The organism is Deinococcus wulumuqiensis R12 (assembly GCF_011067105.1).
GTDB classification, from domain to species: Bacteria; Deinococcota; Deinococci; order Deinococcales; family Deinococcaceae; genus Deinococcus; species Deinococcus wulumuqiensis.
In genome coordinates this window covers 1,757,591-1,777,133 of record NZ_CP049357.1, presented here as the reverse complement: position 1 = coordinate 1,777,133, position 19,543 = coordinate 1,757,591, and the positions used below count along the sequence as shown (strand labels likewise).

10 protein-coding genes and 1 riboswitch are annotated in these 19,543 nt (G+C 66.9%); all 10 genes read left to right on the top strand.

What is annotated here, in order from left to right:
* Positions 1-100 precede the first annotated feature (100 nt).
* Positions 101-589: an HIT family protein gene (locus G6R31_RS08625; RefSeq protein WP_017870141.1), complete on the top strand. Its 489-nt coding sequence runs from the start codon at positions 101-103 to the stop codon at positions 587-589.
* A gap of 47 nt (positions 590-636) precedes the next feature.
* On the top strand, positions 637-1,119 hold the full coding sequence (locus G6R31_RS08620; RefSeq protein WP_017870142.1) for a GNAT family N-acetyltransferase: 483 nt from the start codon (positions 637-639) through the stop codon (positions 1,117-1,119).
* A 132-nt stretch (positions 1,120-1,251) separates the two neighbouring features.
* The gene (locus G6R31_RS08615) at positions 1,252-1,707 is read left to right on the top strand and encodes a GNAT family N-acetyltransferase (RefSeq protein ID WP_017870143.1); all 456 of its coding nucleotides are present in this window, start codon (positions 1,252-1,254) and stop codon (positions 1,705-1,707) included.
* 34 nt (positions 1,708-1,741) lie between these two features.
* Positions 1,742-2,275 (top strand): N-acetyltransferase, encoded by a 534-nt coding sequence (locus G6R31_RS08610; RefSeq protein WP_017870144.1) that lies wholly within the window; start codon positions 1,742-1,744, stop codon positions 2,273-2,275.
* Positions 2,276-2,410: 135 nt separating this feature from the next.
* Positions 2,411-3,595 (top strand): glutamine-hydrolyzing carbamoyl-phosphate synthase small subunit, encoded by a 1,185-nt coding sequence (carA, locus tag G6R31_RS08605; RefSeq protein WP_017870145.1) that lies wholly within the window; start codon positions 2,411-2,413, stop codon positions 3,593-3,595.
* Positions 3,596-3,784: 189 nt separating this feature from the next.
* A riboswitch (cyclic di-GMP riboswitch) is annotated at positions 3,785-3,869 on the top strand.
* Between the two features lie 97 nt (positions 3,870-3,966).
* Entirely contained in the window at positions 3,967-5,997 is a 2,031-nt protein-coding gene (locus G6R31_RS08600; protein ID WP_164993976.1) for a DUF11 domain-containing protein, read from the top strand.
* Positions 5,998-6,136: 139 nt separating this feature from the next.
* A complete protein-coding gene (locus G6R31_RS08595) occupies positions 6,137-9,157 on the top strand; it encodes a DUF11 domain-containing protein (RefSeq protein ID WP_029732804.1) in 3,021 nt (1,006 codons plus the stop codon).
* Between the two features lie 2 nt (positions 9,158-9,159).
* Positions 9,160-14,217, top strand: a complete 5,058-nt coding sequence (locus tag G6R31_RS08590; protein WP_017870294.1) for a YML083C domain-containing protein — start codon at positions 9,160-9,162, stop codon at positions 14,215-14,217.
* Positions 14,218-14,310: 93 nt separating this feature from the next.
* A complete protein-coding gene (locus tag G6R31_RS08585) occupies positions 14,311-16,869 on the top strand; it encodes a DUF11 domain-containing protein (RefSeq protein ID WP_017870295.1) in 2,559 nt (852 codons plus the stop codon).
* 255 nt (positions 16,870-17,124) lie between these two features.
* On the top strand, positions 17,125-19,428 hold the full coding sequence (ung, locus tag G6R31_RS08580; RefSeq protein ID WP_081608241.1) for a uracil-DNA glycosylase: 2,304 nt from the start codon (positions 17,125-17,127) through the stop codon (positions 19,426-19,428).
* The last annotated feature ends 115 nt before the right edge of the window (positions 19,429-19,543 follow it).

Genomic DNA, 19,543 nt, shown 5'->3' with positions numbered 1-19,543 from the left:
AGGCGCTCGCCTCCACCTTCCAATATCAGTTTCACATCGCCGCCACCCCCGCCGATGCTCCCGCTCCGGCCGCGTACATCAACTGTCTGGGAGGCACCGCATGAAATTTGAAGTCCAACTGGGCGGCACGCTGCTGCAAAAGCGCGAGCAGGAGTGGGCGCATTACCTCGCCCAGCCGCAGGAAAATCCACTGATTCCCGACAAGGCTGGCCGCCTGCGGGGCGAAAATCAACGCTTCACTTTGCAAAATGACCTCTGCGTCTACAGCCAGCTTGAGCCGCAATACGCCGAGGGCTTACTTCACTCCGGCGTGATCGTCACCAGGCGGCCCTGTGAAACGGTTTTCGACCTGACGCCCGAGGAAGCCGCCGCCGTTCACGCCCTGCTGCACGAAGTCCGTGCCCATCTGGACGCCACCGTTCGGCCCGACGGCTACACGGTGGGCTGGAATGTCTACCCGGCGGGCGGGCAGCACATCCCGCACGTTCACCTGCACGTCGTTCCGCGCTGGAATACGGACGCGGCGGCAGGTGCGGGCCTGCGGTATTTCCTGAAAACCGTCGCCCAGGCCAGCGAACGACCAAGTTAAGCCATCCGCCCTCTGCCTTCTGCCACATCCGCCCCAAAGGAGTCCCCTTGACCCTCTCCGACAAACACATCCGCCTTCTTCAGGCTGGCCCGGACGACTTTTCCACCATCACGGCGCTGCTGGAAGCGTCCGGCCTATACACCAGCAGCGTGACCTCAGAAGGTTCGACCTACTGGATTGCTTTTCTCGACGGCCACCCCGGCGGCTGCATCGGTCTGGAACATGGACGCGGCGCGTCGCTGATTCGCTCGACGGCGGTGCTGCCCGAGTTCCGCAGCCACGGCCTGGGGCGGGCGCTGGTGCTCTCGGCCCTGACGCACGCGTCGCTGCGCGGCGACCACACCGTCTACCTGTTTTCCTCGGAAGCAGGCGATTACTGGAAACGCTTCGGCTTCGTGCCCAGCACGGCGGCAGAAATCGAAGCGGCCATTCCCGAGGCCCCGCAGGTCAAAAGCGGCATGTGCAAGGGCTGGATTCAGGAAGAACAGGTCTGGAAACGCGAGCTGCTTCAGGTGGGGGCGCAGGGGTGAACTGGGGGGGAAAAGAGCAGACAGGCCCTCCTGTCGCGCGCCCGCTGCGCTATGCTGCGGCCACAGCACAATTCGTCATACCTGCACGGCGCGGCTTACGGGCCGCTGTCCTTGCCACAGGAGGGAAGCATCATGTCCGATACCACCCTGACCACCCGTCTCGCCACTGCCCAGGACAAGCCCAACGTGACCCGCGTATTTTCCGAAGCGGGACTGGACACCGACGCCACGCTGGAAGGCGGCACGACCTACTGGATCATGGAGCGCAACGGCGAAGCGGTCGGTGCGGTGGGCCTGGAACATGGCGACGGGGTGAGCCTGCTGCGCGGCGCGGCGGTGGCGCCCTCGGCGCGGGGGCTGGGCCTCGGGCGGCAACTGGTCATCAGCGCGGTGGAGTATGCGCGGGGGCGCGGCGACCGGGCCATCTACATGTTTTCCAAGGGGGGCAAATGGGAATCTTTCGGCTTCACCCAGATTCCGCTGGCGGTGGTCATGGGCGACATCCCCGACGCGCCGCAGATTCAGGCGTACCGGGCGCGGGGCGAGCGGCCCGGCGGCAGCACCTGGATGCGCGACCTGACCCAGTAGAGCGTCTGGGCCTGCGGGCGTGGGGAGGGTCGCCGTGACCTTCCTCGCGCTCGATTCCATTGCCATTCCTGACATTCACCCGCAGGCGCCGCTGTCCGAGCGCAAGGCCAGACTGTCGGACATCGACGCCATCCACGAACTCATCGGGTACTGGGCCGCCCGGGGGCTGATGCTGGTGCGCTCCAAGACCCTGCTGGCCGAAACCATCCGTGACTTTCATCTGGTGCTGGCCGGGGCGCATGAGGGACACCCCGGCGGCCTGGCGGGGGTGTGCGGCCTGCATCTGCTGGCACCCGACCTCGCCGAAGTTCGCGGCCTCGCCATTCACCCCGCCATGCAGGGGCGCGGCCTGGGCAAGCGGCTCGTAGAGGCGTGTGAGGCCGAGGCGCGGGCCATCGATCTGCCCGCCCTGTTCGCCTGGACCTACCAGCAGGGTTTTTTCGAGAAGTGCGGCTTCCGGCGCATCGAAAAGACCAGCCTGCACCCCAAGGTGTGGTCCGAATGCCAGCGTTGCGCTTTTTTCGAGAACTGCAACGAAATCGCCATGTACCGGGAGCTGACGCCCTGAGACGTACGTGTGGGGCAGGGGCCTGTGCGGTGGGCGCAAACGCAGTACCATCTGCCCTCGGCGTGCGTTCTTCGGCGCCGCGCCTGTGTCCAAGCCCTATTAACCGCGTCCCGTGAGGCGCGAATGGAGGTCTCTATGATTCGCAAAGAACGCGCCATCCTGGCTCTGGAAGACGGCACCGTGTACCGTGGCTACGCTTTCGGCTACCGGGGCGAGACCGTCGGTGAAGTGGTGTTCAACACCTCCATGACCGGCTACCAGGAAATCATGACCGATCCCTCGTACAACGGGCAGATCGTGACCATCACCTACCCCCATGTCGGCAACTACGGCGTCGCCATCTACGACATGGAAAGCAACAAGCCCTACGTGCGCGGCTTCATTTCCCGCGAGTTCAGCGGCGAATACTCCAATTTCCGGGCGCAGCAGTCGCTCGAAGCGTTCATGCAGCAGTACGGCGTCGTGTCCATTCAGGGCATCGACACCCGCGCCCTGGTGCGGCGCTTGCGTTCAGGCGGCGTGGTCAAGGGCGTGATCGCCCACCGCAGCTTCACCCACCCCGAGGACGCTTACGGCGAGTTCACCCCCGCCGAGGAGCAGATCTACGTCCAGCGTGCCCGCGACCACCAGGACATCGACGGGCACGACATGACCAAAGAAGTCACCACCGCGCTTCCTTACGCCTTTCCGACCTTGCGCCAGGGCAAGCGCGTGGTGCTGATGGATTTCGGCATCAAGCACACCATCATCGAGCGGCTGGCCGAAGTGGGCATCGAACCCATCGTGGTGCCTGCGCATACCACCCCGGCGCAGATCATGGCGCTGCAACCGCACGGCCTCTTCCTCAGCAACGGCCCCGGCGACCCCGCCCCCCTGGAGTACGCCCACAAGACCGCGTGGGAGATGATGGGCCTGCTGCCCACGTTCGGCATCTGCCTGGGCCACCAGATTCTGGGCCTCGCGGCGGGCGGTCAGACCTTCAAGATGAAGTTCGGGCACCGGGGCGGCAACCAGCCGGTCAAGAACCTGCTGACCGGCAACGTGGAAATCACCAGCCAGAACCACGGCTACGCGGTGGACCTCGAAAGCATTCCAGGCGGCGCTTTCGTCGCCACCCACGTCAACCTCAACGACGGCACCCTGGAAGGCATGGCGCACAGCCGCTACCCGGTGTTCAGCGTGCAGTACCACCCCGAGGCCAGCCCCGGTCCCCACGACAGCCGTTACCTGTTCGACCGCTTCATTGAGGAAATCGACGCCTTCGATGGAGGCAACGGTACCCCCATTATTAAGGCCAATTCTGGGCGTTTGGGGGTTTGACAAGCCCCTGTCGGTCCAGAATGATGGTGTTCGTCTTAGGAGAGTTTCTTCACAGGCAGCAGGCCTAACCCGGCAATTTGAACCTGGTTCATGCATTGTGAAAAATCTCATATAAGGCCGGCTCTTTTGAGCCATCATGTATGGGTCATTGCTCTCTCATGCCTGGCCGTATGAGGAGTGTGTACGACGAAGTGGTTTTGAAGCAAAGAAACATCTGACGCATTCGGGCGCCTTGTCAGATGTGGAGCGAGTGGCGCGACCGGCAAAGCTGTGGCAACACACCTTGCCGGTCTTTTCGTTGTTTTTGTCGGTCTACGGTTTCGCGTTCTCATCTCTCTGTATCCTCATCTCTCTGTATCAAGGAGTCGCACATGCGCAAGCTCTCTTCTTTCTTCTCCGTCGTCGCTGCACTCGCGCTGGGTGCCGCTGGTGCTCAGTCCAGCACCACTCCCAGCACCGCCGTGACCCCCGCCGGCACCGAGATCATCAACAAGGCGGAAATCACCTTCACGCCCGAACCCACCCCGGCCAACCCCAACCCCCCCAGTGAGACGGTTGAAACGCCCCCCGTCGTCACGGTGGTCAACCCGGTTCCCAGCTTCACCATTACGCCCAACGACGGCAGCGCGGACCCCACCCAGCCTGACTACACCCAGCCCGGTCAGACCAAGGAAGTCAAGCCCTGCGACAAGAACGTGACCTTCGTCTACACGCTGATCAACACCGGCAACGTCAACGGCGAGTCCTACACCCTGACCAACACCCCTGATCCCACCGGCGCGGTCAAGACCCCCGAGAACGTCCGGTTCTACCGGGACACCAACGGCAACGGTCAGCTCGAGCAGGCCGAAATCGACGCGGGCACCACCACCACCATCACGGGCGTGGCCATCGGCCAGTCGGTCCAGTTCTTCCAGGTCTACGACGTGCCCTGCACCGCGACCAGCACCGACAAGTTCGGTGGCGATCCCACCGGCACCCGCAACGACAACCCCAACTTCAGCAACGATCCCACCCTGCCGCGTGACGCCAACAACTCCAACACCGTGACTGTCAACCGTCAGGACGGCGTCGTGATCGGGCCTAAGGCTGACCCGGACGGCAACGGCAACCCCGTGACCCCCGCTTACACCAGCCCCGAAGGCGTGGCGATCTCGCCCACCGCCAACGACAGCCAGATTGCCACCGTGACCACGCTGCCCGCGAGCGGCATCACCGTGACCTTCACCAACACGCTCCAGAACACCGGCAACCGCACGGATACCTTCGAGCTGACCCAGACCAACACCTTCCCGGCTGGCAGCACCATCACCTTCCGTGACGCGAACGGCAACGCTCTGCCCGATGCCGACGGCGACGGCAACCCCGAAGTGCCGAACGTGCCCGCCGGTCAGACCGCCGACATTCAGGTGATCGTGACCCTGCCTGCTGGCGTGACCCCCACCCAGCTCGCCGGTCAGCCCGCTGTGGTTATCACCACCACCAGCCAGAACGACCCGAGCAAGAGTGACAAGACCACCGATATCATCCACGTCAAGGTGCCCGGTCTGTCGTTCGGTAACCCCACCCCCACCCCCGGTGGTGACCCCGCCCCCGTCGGCACGCCCCCTGCTGGCGTTCCCGGTAACCCCAACACCCCCCTGGTCCCCGGCAACCCCGAGACCTGCACCGCGCCCATCCGCACCTACCTGCCGATGGAAATCGCCAACCTGGGCAGCCAGGACGACGCCTTCGTGGTCAGCGGCACCGCGCCTGTGACCGTCCTCAACCCCGACGGCACCGTCAACCCCACCCCCGTGATCGTGCCCGTGGTGTACTACCGCGACGTGAACGGCGACGGCAGGCTCGACGCCGGCGACACCGCGCTCCAGGGCGGCAACACCGGCACCATCAAGCCCGGTGAAGAAGTCAAGCTGATCGCTGTGGTCGACGTGCCCTGCGCGGCTGCCAAGCAGACCATCACCCTCAACCAGGAAGCCAAGTCGCCCACCACCGGCGTGTCGGTCAAGGACCCCAACGACACCATCACCGTCGGCGACAACGGCGGCAAGCCCACCGTGACCAAGACGGTCGACAAGCCCACCGCCAACCCCGGCGAGACGCTGACCTACACCATCATCGGCAAGAACTCCTCGAACGCCAACGTGACCAAGGCCCTGGTGTGCGACACCGTGCCCACCAACACTACGTTCGTGAGCTTCACCGCCACCACCACCGCCAGCGGCACCGTCGTGTACTCGAACGATGGCGGCAAAACTTGGAGCGCCAGCGCCAGTGCGCCCGCTGCGGGCAGCAAGGTGTGCGCGGGTGTGGACACCAACAACGGTGGAGGTGTCACCGAGACCGACCTCCTCAAGCCCGGCGAGTCCATCAACGTGACCTACCAGGTCAAGGTGAACTGAGGTTTCTCGTGAGGCGGCGCACGCACCCTGCCTGCGGGCGGGGGTGGCGCCGCCTCTTTCTTCTTCCACCTTTTGTTCCGCTACAACATGAGAAGCCTATTTTTAAGCAAGCAGAGTCGTTCCTGATCTGGGAGGCACCGTGCAACAATCCCTTGGACTGAAAGAGTCTCGCCCGAACCTTGTCGGGCCGTTGCTGGCCCTGACCCTCGCGCTGGGCACGCCCGCGCTGGCCGCAGGTACGCCTGCCGGGACCATCATTCGCAACCAGGCCACCCTGGAATACCGTTCGGTCGGTGGCACTCCCGAAGTGGTACTCAGCCCACCCGTCGAAACCGTGGTCAACCCGATCTGTAGCGCCAGCGTGCTGCCCAACGGCACGGTCAGTGCGCCCGGTCAGAGCCTGACGCTGGACCCGGGTGCGAGTGGCCTGCTGCGCTACACCCTGTTCAACGCGGGCAACACCACCAACACCTACGGCCTGAGCGCCGTGAACGAAGCCGGGTCGGAGTTTGCGCCGCAACTCGCCGTCTATCAGGACCTCAACGGCAACGGCAGGGTCGATGCGGGCGAAGGCCCCCTGAGCAGCGTGGCGGTGCGTGCCGACCAGACCGTCAATCTGCTGGTGCAGGTGGCGACGACCAGCGCGTCGCGGGGCACGGCCTTCCCGAACCTGATCGCCAGTTGCGGTGGGGCCACCGGGGGAGCCGGACGCGACGGCGACAACGTCTCGCAGGTGATTCTGACCACTCCGCCCGTGCTGGCGCTGCAAAAGACGTTTACGCCCGACACGGTCCGTCCGGGTGCCGAAACCACGGTCAACCTCACCCTGACCAACACGGGCGGCGACTCGCAGCCCGCGGTGCTGACCGACCTGCTCAACACGCCCGAGCTGCGTGACTTCGTGTTCGTGAGCGGCAGCGCCCGCATCGGCGGCAGCGCGGCAGCCGGGGCGGCCCTGGAATACACCGCCGACGGCGGCACCTGGAACACGGCGCAGCCTGGGACGGTCGCGGGCATCCGTGTGCGGACCGCCTCGGTGCCTGCCGGTGGCACCCTGCAACTGACCTTTACACTGCGGGCGCCGCGCGTGGCGGCCACCACCCGGCGCAACGTCGCCACGCTGGTGAGCGGCGCTCAGACCATAGAGGCGACCGCGCCCGTCACGATTCGCCCGGTGGCAGAAATCGCTCTGGGACCGCAGGGCAACCCCCGCGCTCTGCCGGGCGGCGAAATGAGTCCCGACGACCGCCAGGTGCGCGACAGCGTCGTGGGCGGCCAGGAAGTGTGCTTTACCCACACCGTGCAGAACCTGGGCGACCTGCCCGACACCATCACCACCGGGGTCGCCAGGCTCAGTGAGGGCGCTTCGGTGCGACTGCGCGACGCGGCAGGAACCCCCCTGAACGGTGAGTTCGTGGTGACCCTGGATCCGCAGCAGACCGCCGACTTCCAGGCGTGCTACACCTACCCGTCGCCCGAGCAGACCACCTTCGAGGCCGTGCTGGTCAGCCGCAGCTCGCAGGGCGCCGCCGAAAACCGCACGGTGGACCAGATCACCACCGTCTACCCCAACACCATCGGCCTGACCAAGACGAGTGACCGGGGCCAGAATGCCCTGGTCGGCCCTGGTGACGAGCTGACCTACACCCTGTCCTTCACCAACACCCTTCCGGTGCCGCTGATCGACGTGGTCGTGCGCGACCCCCTGGGCGTGCTTTACCCGCCCGGTACCCCCGCACCCGTGATTCAGCCGACGGCCATTTCGCGTCCCGGCGCCGCAGGGCAGACGGTCAGCCAGCCGGGGAGCAAGGTGGCGTCTACCGCTACAGGCAGTGTGACCACGACCGGTCGGCCCCTGTCTTCTCAGGCCACCAGCATCGGCGCCCTCGAGTTTGTGCGGGCCGATCAGGGTGGAGTGCTGGAAAACGGGGAAGTCGTGTGGCGTCTGGGGACCGTGCAGCCGGGACAGACCGTGACGCTGCGCCTGACGGTGCGGGTGCCCGAGACGGCGACCGACGGAACCGTGATCCACAACATCTACACCCTGACCAGCCGGGAGCTGCCCACCCCGCTGGTGTCGCCCCCCGCCACCAACACGGTGTTCAACCCCAGCAATTTCGAACTCTCGAAAACCAGCAACCCCACCACGGTGGTCTTCGGTGAGGCGATCACCTACATCTTCACCGTCACCAACAAGAGCACGGTGGTGCCGCTCAAGAATGTCGAGATTCAGGACACCCTGCCCGCCGGTCTGAACTACGTCCCCGGAAGCAGCGGCTACCGCGCCGGGCTGTCGGGCGAGTTCGTGCCGATTCAGCCTGTCGTCCGTGACCGCACCTACGTGTGGACGATTCCCGAGGTGGCGCCGGGCGCGAGTGCCCAGGTCAGCTTCCGTGCCATCGTGACGCCTGATGCCGGGACGCAACTGCGCAACAACGCCATCGGCCGCGCCATCGCCAGTGAGCGCGAGACCAACTCGCGGCCGTCCCAGGTCATCAACCGGGTCGAGCCGCTGAGCTTCGGGGTCAACAACGCCGACGTGGTGGGTTACGTCTTCCTGGACCGCAACCGCAACGGGGTGTACGACTACCTGTTCGACCTCCCCTGTCCGAAAGCCCGCGTGATTCTCGCCAACGGCCGCATCGCCCTGACCGACAACGAGGGCCGCTACCACTTCCGCAACGTGCGCGAGCAGACCTGGGGCCTGCGCCTCGATCCCAACTCGGTGGCGCTGCCCGCCCTGCAGGTGCCGCAGGACAGTGGTCGCCCCGGCAGCCGTCAGGTGTACGTGCGCGGCCTGACCAGCGTGGACTTCCCGCTGGCCCCCGACGGCGGTGACATCGCCGTGATTCGTGACACCACGCTGCGCATCACCGGCGGCCCCGAGGGCGCACAGAAGACCATGCAGGTCCAGAAGCAGGTCTTTACCACCGCCGATGCGGGCGTCTACCGCGTGCAGCTCATCCTGGGCAACGGGCAGCCGCTGCCCGGTTTTACCCTGACCGATCCGCTTCCTGCGGGCGCACAGCTCGTGGACGGCGAGAACGTACTCAATTTCGATCCCCTTCCCAGTGGAGAACGTGCGGTGACCTACCGCTTCCGCTGGCAGGGTGATTCCAAGGCCGCCGTCACCGACCCGACGGCAAGCTGGAGGTACTGAGAGTGAAACGCGCCATTACCACCCTGACGGCGGCGCTGCTGGGCGCGGCGACCGCGCAGGAAATCGCCACCTCCCTGCCCCTGACCTCGGTCGGCAACAAGCTGATGTGGACCGTCGGGGACCAGGACCTGAAACTGGTCGTGGGCGTCTCCTCTCGCGTGCAGCTCGACGTGTACGGAGCGCAGTTCGACCCCCAGGACTACCGCAGCCCCGATTACTTCGGCGACGAGAACTACTCGGCCGCCAAGCCCAAAGAGCCGGTGTCCAGCACCTTCATCTTGACCAACGCCAGCGGCGAGGTCGTCAAGGAGTTCGACTACGGCGCCGGAGCGCAGGACTGGCAGACCTTCATCAACGAGGACCTGCCCGCCGGAACCTATACCCTCAAGGTCCGCACCGAGGGCAACGGCAAAAACACCTTCGCCTTCCGCCTGAACTCGATCAGCGCGGCGGTGCAGGCCGATCACCTCAACGTCACGGTTCGCAGCAACGACTGGGTGCCTGCGCTCAACGTCTACAACCCTGGCGGTCCCCTGACCGTCAAGCTGTACGACGGCGACGGTCCCCAGGAACTTGAGGCCGAGCTGCGTGACGCGCAGGGCAACGTCTACCCGATCAAGGTCAGCGGCCAGCTCGAGTGGGACGACATTCAGGTGCCTGAAGCCAAGGGCAACTACACCGTGTTCCTGCGCCAGCCCAAGGACACGTTCCAGTACTCCAACACGGTGGGCTTCCAGCTCACCGGTGCCCCGATCACGGTCGTCAACGCCGACACCACCGGCAAGCTGCAACTGGTGGCCGAACTGGTGCTGCCGGACGAAACGCTGCCCACCCAGGCCACCGTGCAGGTCGGGGAGCAGAGCTACGAAGTGCAGGGGGCGGCGGGTCCGTTTACCCTGCCCGCGCAGGAGTACCCCGTCACCGCTGCCCCCATCAAGGGGGCCGAGGTCACGGTGGACCAGTCGGCGGTCACGGTCGAGAAGGAACAGACCAAGACCGTCAAGGTGCAGGTCCGCCCCGACGTGGCCCTGAGCTTCAGCGCCGACAAGCCCGAGGTGTGCGTGGGCGACGTGGTGAAATTCACCGCCCGCGCCACCACCGAGTTCGAGCGCCAGACGCTGCCCGCGACGATGCAGGTCAAGCTGCCCGGGGGCTTTACCGCTGCCGGCGAAACCACGGTCACCGCCAAGGTGGACGCGAACAACCCCGGCGAGCTGGTCTTCGAGGCCAAAGCGGAGGCGAGCGCGGCTGGAGAGCGCCAAGTCACCGCGACCCTGCTGCCCTGGAACAAGACCCAGGACCTCGGCGTGCGCGTGCTGCCGACGGCCACCCAGATCGAGCTGCGCCGCGCCGACCTCGCCGCCGCCCAGCCGGGCGACACCGTGACGGTCACGCTGACCCTGAAAAACACCAGCGCCGTGTCCGCGCCCTACCAGCTCACCGACAACCCCGGCGAGCGTCTGGAAGCTCTGGACCCCGCGACCTTCAGCGGCGAACTCGCCCCAGGTGAAGAAAAGACCCTGAGCTACCGCGCCCGCGTCCGGGGTGAAGCGGCAGGCCAGAGCGACCTTCAGGCCACCCTGAGCAGCGCCTGCGACAGCCAGCAGACGGTGGCAGGTACGCTCAGCGTCACCCCGCCCCCGCCGCCCCCCGCCAAGACCGTCGTGGCGGTGCAGCGCGAAAGCACGGTGCGCATTCCCTTCGACTCGCCCAAGGCGGCCACCCAGATCGTCATCGCGCACGAGCCGCCGCAGGACGCGGTGTACGTGCCGGGCAGCAGCACCCTGAACGGCAAGGGTGTGGCCGACCCCGAAACCGGTCCCAGCGGCAAACTGTACTGGACCACTCCGGGTGCGCCGCGCGGCGTGCTGACCTACAAGGTGACGCACGAAGGAGCGCTGGGCGCCCTCGCCAGCCCCACCCTGGTCGGCAAATACGCCAAGAACAACCTGGAAGTGCTGGTCGGTGACGGCAACCTCGACGACCTCGGCAGCCTGCGCAAGATCAGCAGCGCGGCGGAGAGCGAGGAAAACCCCGGCGCCGTCAGGCTGCCCCTGGACGGCACTGTCTACCGCGACCGCGACCGCGTGACCGTGGCGGTGCAGGGCACGGTGGACGACGAGGCCGTGCCGACGGTCAACGGCGTGGCGGTGGACGCCGCGACGCTGGGCAAGAAAGTCACCGACCCCGGCAAGGGCACGCTGCGCCGCGAGTATTTCGGGCAACTGCTCAAGCCCGGCGAGAACGTCATTTCCTACGGTGGGCAGCAGGTCAAGGTCTACCTGGCGGGCACGCCGGTCAGCGCCGAACTGACCCCGCTGCAACTCGTGGCCGACGGCGTGACCCCCATCAAGGTCAAGATCAAGCTGCTCGACGCTGCCGGAATCGCCAACGGCACCTCGGTGACGGTGCAGACCTCGCTCGAACCCGAGCGCCGCGACGCGCAGCCGCTGGTGGGCAGCTACCAGATCAACCTCAAGGACGGCGAGGGCGTGCTGGAAATGCAGCCGCTCAACACCCCCACCCGGTTCGACGTGAAGGTGCTGGTGGGCGACACGCCGGTCAGCCGCAGCTTTGAGGCGATTCCGAGCAAGACCCGCGTGGGCATCGGCACGGTCAGCGCCGGAGCGCTGCTTGGCGGTGGCGGCGTGGCGGGCGAGGTGCGGGCCGCCGGGTATCTGGAAACCCCCATCGGTGAAGGCAAGCTGTACGTGGCGGGCGCCGGCGCCCTGAACGCCGAGCCGGACAAGGACGGCCAGATCAAGTTCGCGCAGGACCGTCAGGCCGGACTGCCCACCACCGCCAACCCGCTGGAGCGTTACCCCAACTACGGCGATTCCAGCACCCACGACATTCCCCTCCAGGGCATCGACCCGGTGGCTTTCCGTTACGAGCACCCCGATTTCAACGTGCAGTACCGCCAGTCGGCGCTGCCGGTGGACGTGTTCAACCTTGGCATCAACCCGACGGCGCTCAGCGGCTTTACCCGCACCAACCCGCAGGTTTCGGGCTTCGTGGCCGCGCTGCCCAAGGACGAGGTGCGCGCCGAGTTCCCGGCCAACGGCACCCGCGTCCTGAGCCTGGGGAAAGCCGGACTGCTGGCCGACAGCGAAGTGATCGAACTGGTTTCGGTGGACGCCCGCACGGGGGCCGAGCGCATCACCACGCTCCAGCGCCTGCGCGAGTACACCGTGGACTATGCCAGCGGCGTCGTCTACTTCCAGAAGGCCGTGGGCCTGACCGATGTGGAGGGCAACCCGCAGGTGGTGCGCGTGCGCTACCGCCTCGACGACGCGATGGCCCAGCGCCAGATCGCCTGGGGCGTGCAGGCCAGTTCGCGCCTGATGGACGATCGCCTGACCCTGGGCGCCGCCGCCGTGCAACTCGACGGCGTGACCAGTGTGGGTGTGCGCGCCCGCTACGCCGACGGCATCAGCCGCGCCGACCTGCTGGCGGCCCACAGCGGCGGCCTGCTGGTCAACGGCACTGCCGACGTCAAGACCGAGCGCCTCGAAGCCCGCGCCAGCGTGCGTTACCAGGACCCCGGCTACCAGGGACTCAACCAGGTCGAGGACGTCATCGCCGCCGACGCCCGTGCCCAGTACAAGCTCACCGAGCGTCTGGGTGTGGGGGTGGCGGGCTACTACCGCAAGGACATCGACACCGACGGGAAGCCCGAAGGCGACCGCAACGGCGGCTACGCCGATGTCCGTGCCACCTACGACTTCAAGCCCTTCAGCGTGGGGCTGGGCGTGCGGGCCGGCTTCGGTGACCAGCGCGGCGTCGGTCTGGTGGGAAGCGCCGGTTACAGCCAGGGCGGCTACGTGGTCAAGGTCGAACATGCCCAGCCCATCAGCGGCGAACTGACCCCGACCACCACCCTGACCGCCACCGCGCCTGTGGCCGAGAACGTGACCCTGACCGCCCGCGACGAAGTGCGCTGGGGCGAAGGCAGCCGCGGCTCCATCGGCCTGAACTCGCGCTTCGGCATGACCAACGTGGCGGTCAACTACGACCTGCCCGGCGCCGGTGGCTGGGGCAACCGCGCCCGCTTCGGGGTGGATACCGCCCTGCCGCTGGGCGAGAAGGTTTCGCTGGGCCTCAACGCAGGCTACCTGCTCGATCTGGCGGGCGACGACGACGGCTGGAACGCGGGCGCGAGCGTGCGCTACAAAGACGAGCAACTGGTCGCCACCCTCGGCAGCGACGTGGCCCACAAGAAGGACGGCTTCCGCGTGGCCCTCAAGGGCGGAGCGAGCTACTCGCTCAACGACCGCCTGACCCTGAGCGCCGACGCGACCCACGTGAGGGGGCCGCAGCCCACCGATGCCGGCACCAACGTCGCCCTGAGTGCGGCGCTGCGGGCCAGCCAGTGGCAGGGCCTGGCTTACCTGCGCTACAAGGACGGCGCCCTGGCCGCGCAGAAACCCGAAGTCATCGGGGAAGCGAACCTCGAATACCACATGCCCCGCTACGCCCTGCGCGGCGGCATCGCGGGCCGCATGCTGCTCAAGCAGCCCGAGAGCGCGACCTATCAGGTTTCGGCCAGCGGCACCTATTACGTCACCGACCGCCTGGGCCTGGGTCTCGCCGGACGCGCCCTGCTTCAGCCCGCCACCGGGTACCAGGCGTACAGCTTCGGCGTCGAGGGCAGCGTGCGCGCCCTGCCCGGCACCTGGGTCACGCTGGGGTACAACCCGCTGGGCTTCAGCGGCATCAACTCCAACCTCTACACCCGCCAGGGGGCCTATGTGCGCCTCGACCTGATGCTCGATGATGCGCAGTACGGGGGCGCTGGTCTGCCCGCGCAGCCCGAGCCGCTGCCGCAGGACAGCCCCGCCGCGCCGCAGCCCACCCTGCCCCAGACCGCTCCCACGGTCCCGCAGACCGAACCCGCCGCGCCGCAGGGACGGCAGACCCCCCCGGTCAACCTCAACTTGAAGGGGCAAAGCGGTTTCTGGGAGCTGGCTACCCCCAAACCCGGCATCCCGGATGCGGCGCCCAACGCTGTGGCCGCGCCGATTCTGGCCCCCACGACCGCCCCGACGGAGGGAAACTAAATGAGTGAGCACTTCTCTCGACCAGAAATCTCTGGGTCGGATCTTTCCAGGCCAGGCCAGCGCAAGGGCCGCTCTCTGCTCCGGTCCCTGCTGGTGCTGTCCGCGGCGCTGGGCAGCCTGACGGCCCTGGGAGAAGCGGGCGCAGCGTCCTACACGGACCTCGCGGTGTTCAAGGACGTTGACCTCAGCAACAGCCGTGACCCCCGCATCAGCAAGTTCTATGTGGGCGACACTGTGCGTTACTCGCTTCAGGTCGTCAACAACGGCTCGGTGGCCGTCAGCGGCGCCACGCTGACCGACGTGGCCGAGCCGGGCCTGGAGGGGCTGACCTGGAGCTGCACGGTGGTCAAGGGCGACGCCCAGTGTCCGGCACCGTCCGGCACGGGCCTGCCCAACTTCACCATTCCCAAACTGGGTGCCAACAGCGAACTCCGCATCACCTACAGCGCCAAGGTCGCGGCGGTGGACGCGCAGCTCACGAACACGGCCCAGATTGCTCTGCCTGCGGGCTTTATCGACACCAACCCGGTCAACAACAAAGACAGCGTCTACATCTGCACCTTCGACACCTTTTTGCCGCGCGACACCACGCTGACGCTGGCGAAAAGCAGCAACGGCCCCTGGACGGTCGGACAGAGCGGCGCCCAGTACACGCTGACGGTCGGCAACAACTCCAACTTCGACACGCAGGGTACCGTCACGGTGCGCGACCTGCTGCCCAGCGGCATCACGCCGGTCAGCTCCAGCTTCACGTCGGCGCCGAACTGGAGTTGCACCACCAGCGGGCAGGTCGTGACCTGCACCACCTCGCAGCCCGTGGTCGCCACCAAGACGCTGACCCTGACCATTCCCGTCAAGGTGGGCAGCGCGGCGGTGGGCAATGTCGTCAACCGCGCGGCGGTGGGCGGCAGCGGCGACCCCGACCCCATCCCCGACCCGGCCACCTGCGTGCCGGGCACGACCAACCCCGCCAACCAGTGCGCCCAGACCACCACGCCGGTCACCGCCCCCCCCACCGACCCCAACGTGCCGGTGCCCACCCAGTGCACCACCCTGTACGGCCTGATGATTCCCAGCACGGGGTCGCGCAATGGCCGCACCATCAACGTGATTGACCCCCGGACCAACGCAGTCGGGACGCGGGTGGCGACGCTGCCGACGGTGGGGGGAAGCTATGGCACCGCCCTGACTTCGGCGGCGCTGGCGGTGTCGCCCGACGGGCAGACCTTCTACGTGTCGACCGACGCCTACAGCGGAGGCCCCGCTGCCCTGTGGAGCTACAACGCGGCGACGGCCCGCTGGACGCAGCTCAGCTCCTTCAGTGGGGTGGAAGGCCGCATCGTCCGCATGGCGATGACCCGCAGCGGCGTCGGCTACGCGATGGACGTGGGCGGCAACCTCTGGAGCTTCACGGCGGATGGTCGTGTTCAGTCGCTGGGCAAGTTGACGCCTTCGGGCAACAGCGGCCCCGGGTTTTACGACAACGGTGATTTCTTCGCCACCGCCGACGGCAAGCTCTACCTGCTCAGCGCACAGACCGGGGGCAACGTCAGCCTGTGGTTCGTGGACCCGCGCACCCTCAAGGCCGAGTACCTGGGCAACCTGACCAGCGCCTCGCAGTCCGTGCAGTACAACGGCCTCGCCGCCCTGCCGGGTGCGGTCTATGCCGCGAACTCGGCGGGCGAACTCGCCACCCTCGACCTGACCAACATCTCCCTGACCTCGGTGGGCAGCCGCAACATCGGCTCGACCGACCTCGCGAGCTGTTACTACCCCGACTACACCCCGCGTATCGAGGTCACCAAGAGCGCCAAGAAGGTGGGCGGCGACATGAGCACGCCTGTGGTGCAGCCGGGCGACGTGCTGGAATTCACCATCGTCGTGCGTAACGCGGGCGAGCTGCCTGCCGGTGGCGTGTCCTTCACCGACCCGCTGCCGCAGGGCGTGACCTACGTGGCGGACAGCGCCCGCATCAACGGCGCGACCAGCACCGTGTACCAGGGCAGAGAAATCAACCTCGCCGGGTCCACCTACCCGTTCGCGCAGCCGCTCGGCGTTTGCAGCCTGAGTTCTGGGGCCTGCACCAACCAGGTGCTGCGGGTGGACACCACGCCCGGCACGCTCGACCAGGAAGCGGTCGTCACGTTCCGTGTGCGCGTGGACGACCCGTTCACCAAGTCCGACAGCAAGGTCGTGAACCAGGCCGTGGTGACCTACACCGACGGAGGCACGCCCTCCAAACCGATTCCCAGCAATCCGGTGGAGGTGCCGGTCAACCGTCCGGTCAAGCTCAATGCCGTCAAGACCGTGCAGAACATCACGGCGGGCGGTCCGGTGGGGACCACCGGCAGCGGCAAGCCCGGCGACGTGCTGGAGTACTGCATCACGACCAGCAACGTGGGGAGCGGCGTGGCGACCAACCTGCGCTTCAGTGACGTGGTGCCGACCAACACCATCTTCCAGCTCGGCGGCTACGGCCTGTCGGGTCAGGACGTGCGCTACACGGGGCCGAACGGGGTGCGCCTGCTGAGCGCCGCCGCCGACGGCGACCCCGCTACCCTCAGCGGTGGCCGCGTGCTCGTCAACAGCATTCCGTCGCGTCTGGAACCCGGCCAGCAGTATCAGGTCTGCTTCCGCACGACCATTCGCTGAGACCGCCTCCAAAGCTCAGACCACCTGTTTCGCGGGTGGTCTTTTTTCATGTCTTGAAGAAGTGAGGCGCAGCTCTTTGGTATCTGATACGGATTCCGCTTAATTCCTGCACAGTCGGGAAAGCGCCGCCTGTGCATCCATATTGCAGAATCCGTATTTTTTCCTACTCGCATCCGCTCTGCTGCGCAGCTTTGCAAGTCGGATTGAATCTGAAACTACCAGATTCAATCGGAATCCGTATGACAGAATAGCTGCGTGTCTGTTCAAGTGGTCTGGTTCAAGAAGGACTTGCGGCTGCGCGACCATGCTCCCCTGCACGAAGCGGCGCGGCGCGGGCCGGTGCTGCCGCTGTACGTCTACGAGCCGGAGCAGCTGGAGCACGAGGAATTCGACGGGCACCACCTGAGCTACCTCAACGCCTGTCTGCGCGAACTGGGGGAAGGACTGGCCGGGCTGGGGGCGCCGCTGGTCATCCGGCGCGGCGAGGTCACCGGGGTGCTGGAGCAGCTCAGCCGCGAGGTGGACATCGCGGGCCTGTGGGCGCACGAGGAAACCGGCAACATGGTCAGCTTTCGGCGTGACCTGCGGGTCCATGCCTGGGCACGCTCGCGGGGGGTGCGCTTCGCTGAAGTCCCGCAAAACGGGGTCGTTCGCCGCCTGAAAAGCCGGGGACACGGCGGCCAGGACTCGTGGAACGACCTCTGGGAAGAGCGCATGTCGGCCTCACTGCTCCCGGTGCCGACGGCCCTGGACGGAGTGAGGCTCCCTTCGCTGGGTGTCCTGGGACACGGCGAACTCGGGGTGCCGCTCAGTTCCAAGGTCATCCCGGCAGGGGGGGAACGCGAGGCGCAGGCCACCCTGGACTCGTTTCTCACGGTGCGCGGCGTGAACTACATGCGCGAGATGAGCAGTCCCCTGACCGCCGGAGAAAGCTGCTCGCGGCTCTCGGCGCCGCTGGCCTTCGGGACGGTTTCGCTGCGCGACGTGCTTCAGCGCACCCGGCAGCGGCTCGCGGCGGTCAGGGGCGACCCCGCCGCCGACGAGCGCTGGGTGCGTTCGCTGCGCTCCTACGAGTCGCGGCTGCACTGGCACTGCCACTTCATACAGCGCCTGGAATCCGAGCCGGAAATGGAGTTCAGGAACCTCAACCCGGCTTTCGACGGTCTGCGGCCCGACGTGGGCGAGCCGGGCTGGAACGCGGAGCACTTCGACCGCTGGCGGGCCGGGCAGACGGGCTATCCGCTGGTGGACGCCTGCCTGCGCTCGCTGGAAGCGACCGGCTGGCTCAATTTCCGGATGCGGGCGCTGGTGGTGTCGTTTGCCAGTCAGTTGCTGTGGCTGCACTGGCGGCAGCCGGGCCTGCACCTGGCGCGGCAGTGGCTCGACAACGAACCCGGCATCCACTGGTCGCAGATGCAGATGCAGAGCAGCACCGTCGGCATCAACCGTGTCCGCATCTACAACCCCACCCGGCAGGCGCGCGAGCAGGACCCGCAGGGCGAGTTCATCCGGCGCTGGGTGCCCGAACTCGCCGACGTGCCTGGCGACTTTCTCCACGCCCCCTGGGAATGGAGCGGGGCCGGACGGCTGAACTACCCGCCCCCCGTGGTGGACGCCGAACGCGAGATGCGCCGGGCGCGGGAGCGAATCTTCGCGGTCCGGGCGACGCAAGCGTTCGAGCAGGAGGCCCGGCGGCTGTACCTCAAGCACGGCAGCCGCAAGAAAGCGGCCCTGCGAGCCGAACGAAAAGCGAAAGGCCTGCCGCAAGCATCGCCCTCCCCGAAGCGGCAGACTGCCCGGCGAAGGAGTGCATCCATGACCGACCAACCCGACCTGTTCGGCCTCGCGCCCGAAGCGCCTAAGCCCATCATTCCCGGCAACCTGCCCGCCGACTGGCAGGCGGCGCTGCTCTCCGAGTTTTCGGCGCCCTACTTTCACGAACTCACCGACTTTCTGCGCCAGGAGCGCAAGGAACACACCATCTATCCCCCGGCCCCCGACGTGTTCAATGCCCTGCGCTACACCCCGCTGGGCGACGTCAAGGTGCTGATTCTGGGCCAGGACCCCTACCACGGCCCCGGGCAGGCGCACGGGCTGAGTTTCAGCGTGCGCCCCGGCGTGCGGGTGCCGCCGAGCCTGCGCAACATCTACAAGGAACTCACCGAGGACGTTCCCGGCTTCGTGGCGCCCAAGCACGGCTCCCTGCGCTCCTGGGCCGAACAGGGCGTGCTGCTGCTCAACGCGGTGCTGACCGTGCGGGCAGGGCAGGCGAACAGCCACCAGGGAAAAGGCTGGGAACACTTCACCGACGCGGTCATCCGGGCGGTCAACGCCAAGGAGGAACGGGTCGTCTTTATTCTGTGGGGCAGCTACGCCCGCAAGAAAAAGAAGCTGGTCACCGGCAAAAACCATGTGGTGCTCGAGTCGGGCCATCCCTCGCCGCTGAGCGAGCAGTACTTCTTCGGCACCCGGCCCTTTTCCAGAACCAACGAACTGCTGCAAAAGGCGGGGCGCGACCCGGTCGAGTGGCAGCTTCCGGCGACGGTGGCGGAGGACTGACGCCGAGCATGGGGGGCGTGACCCATTCCGAGGCCGCCCCGAAGCGGAGGCTGAAAAGTGAGCGCACCCTGCGCCCGCGTGGGCGGGCACCCGGCGCCGGAACGCTAAAGTAAGG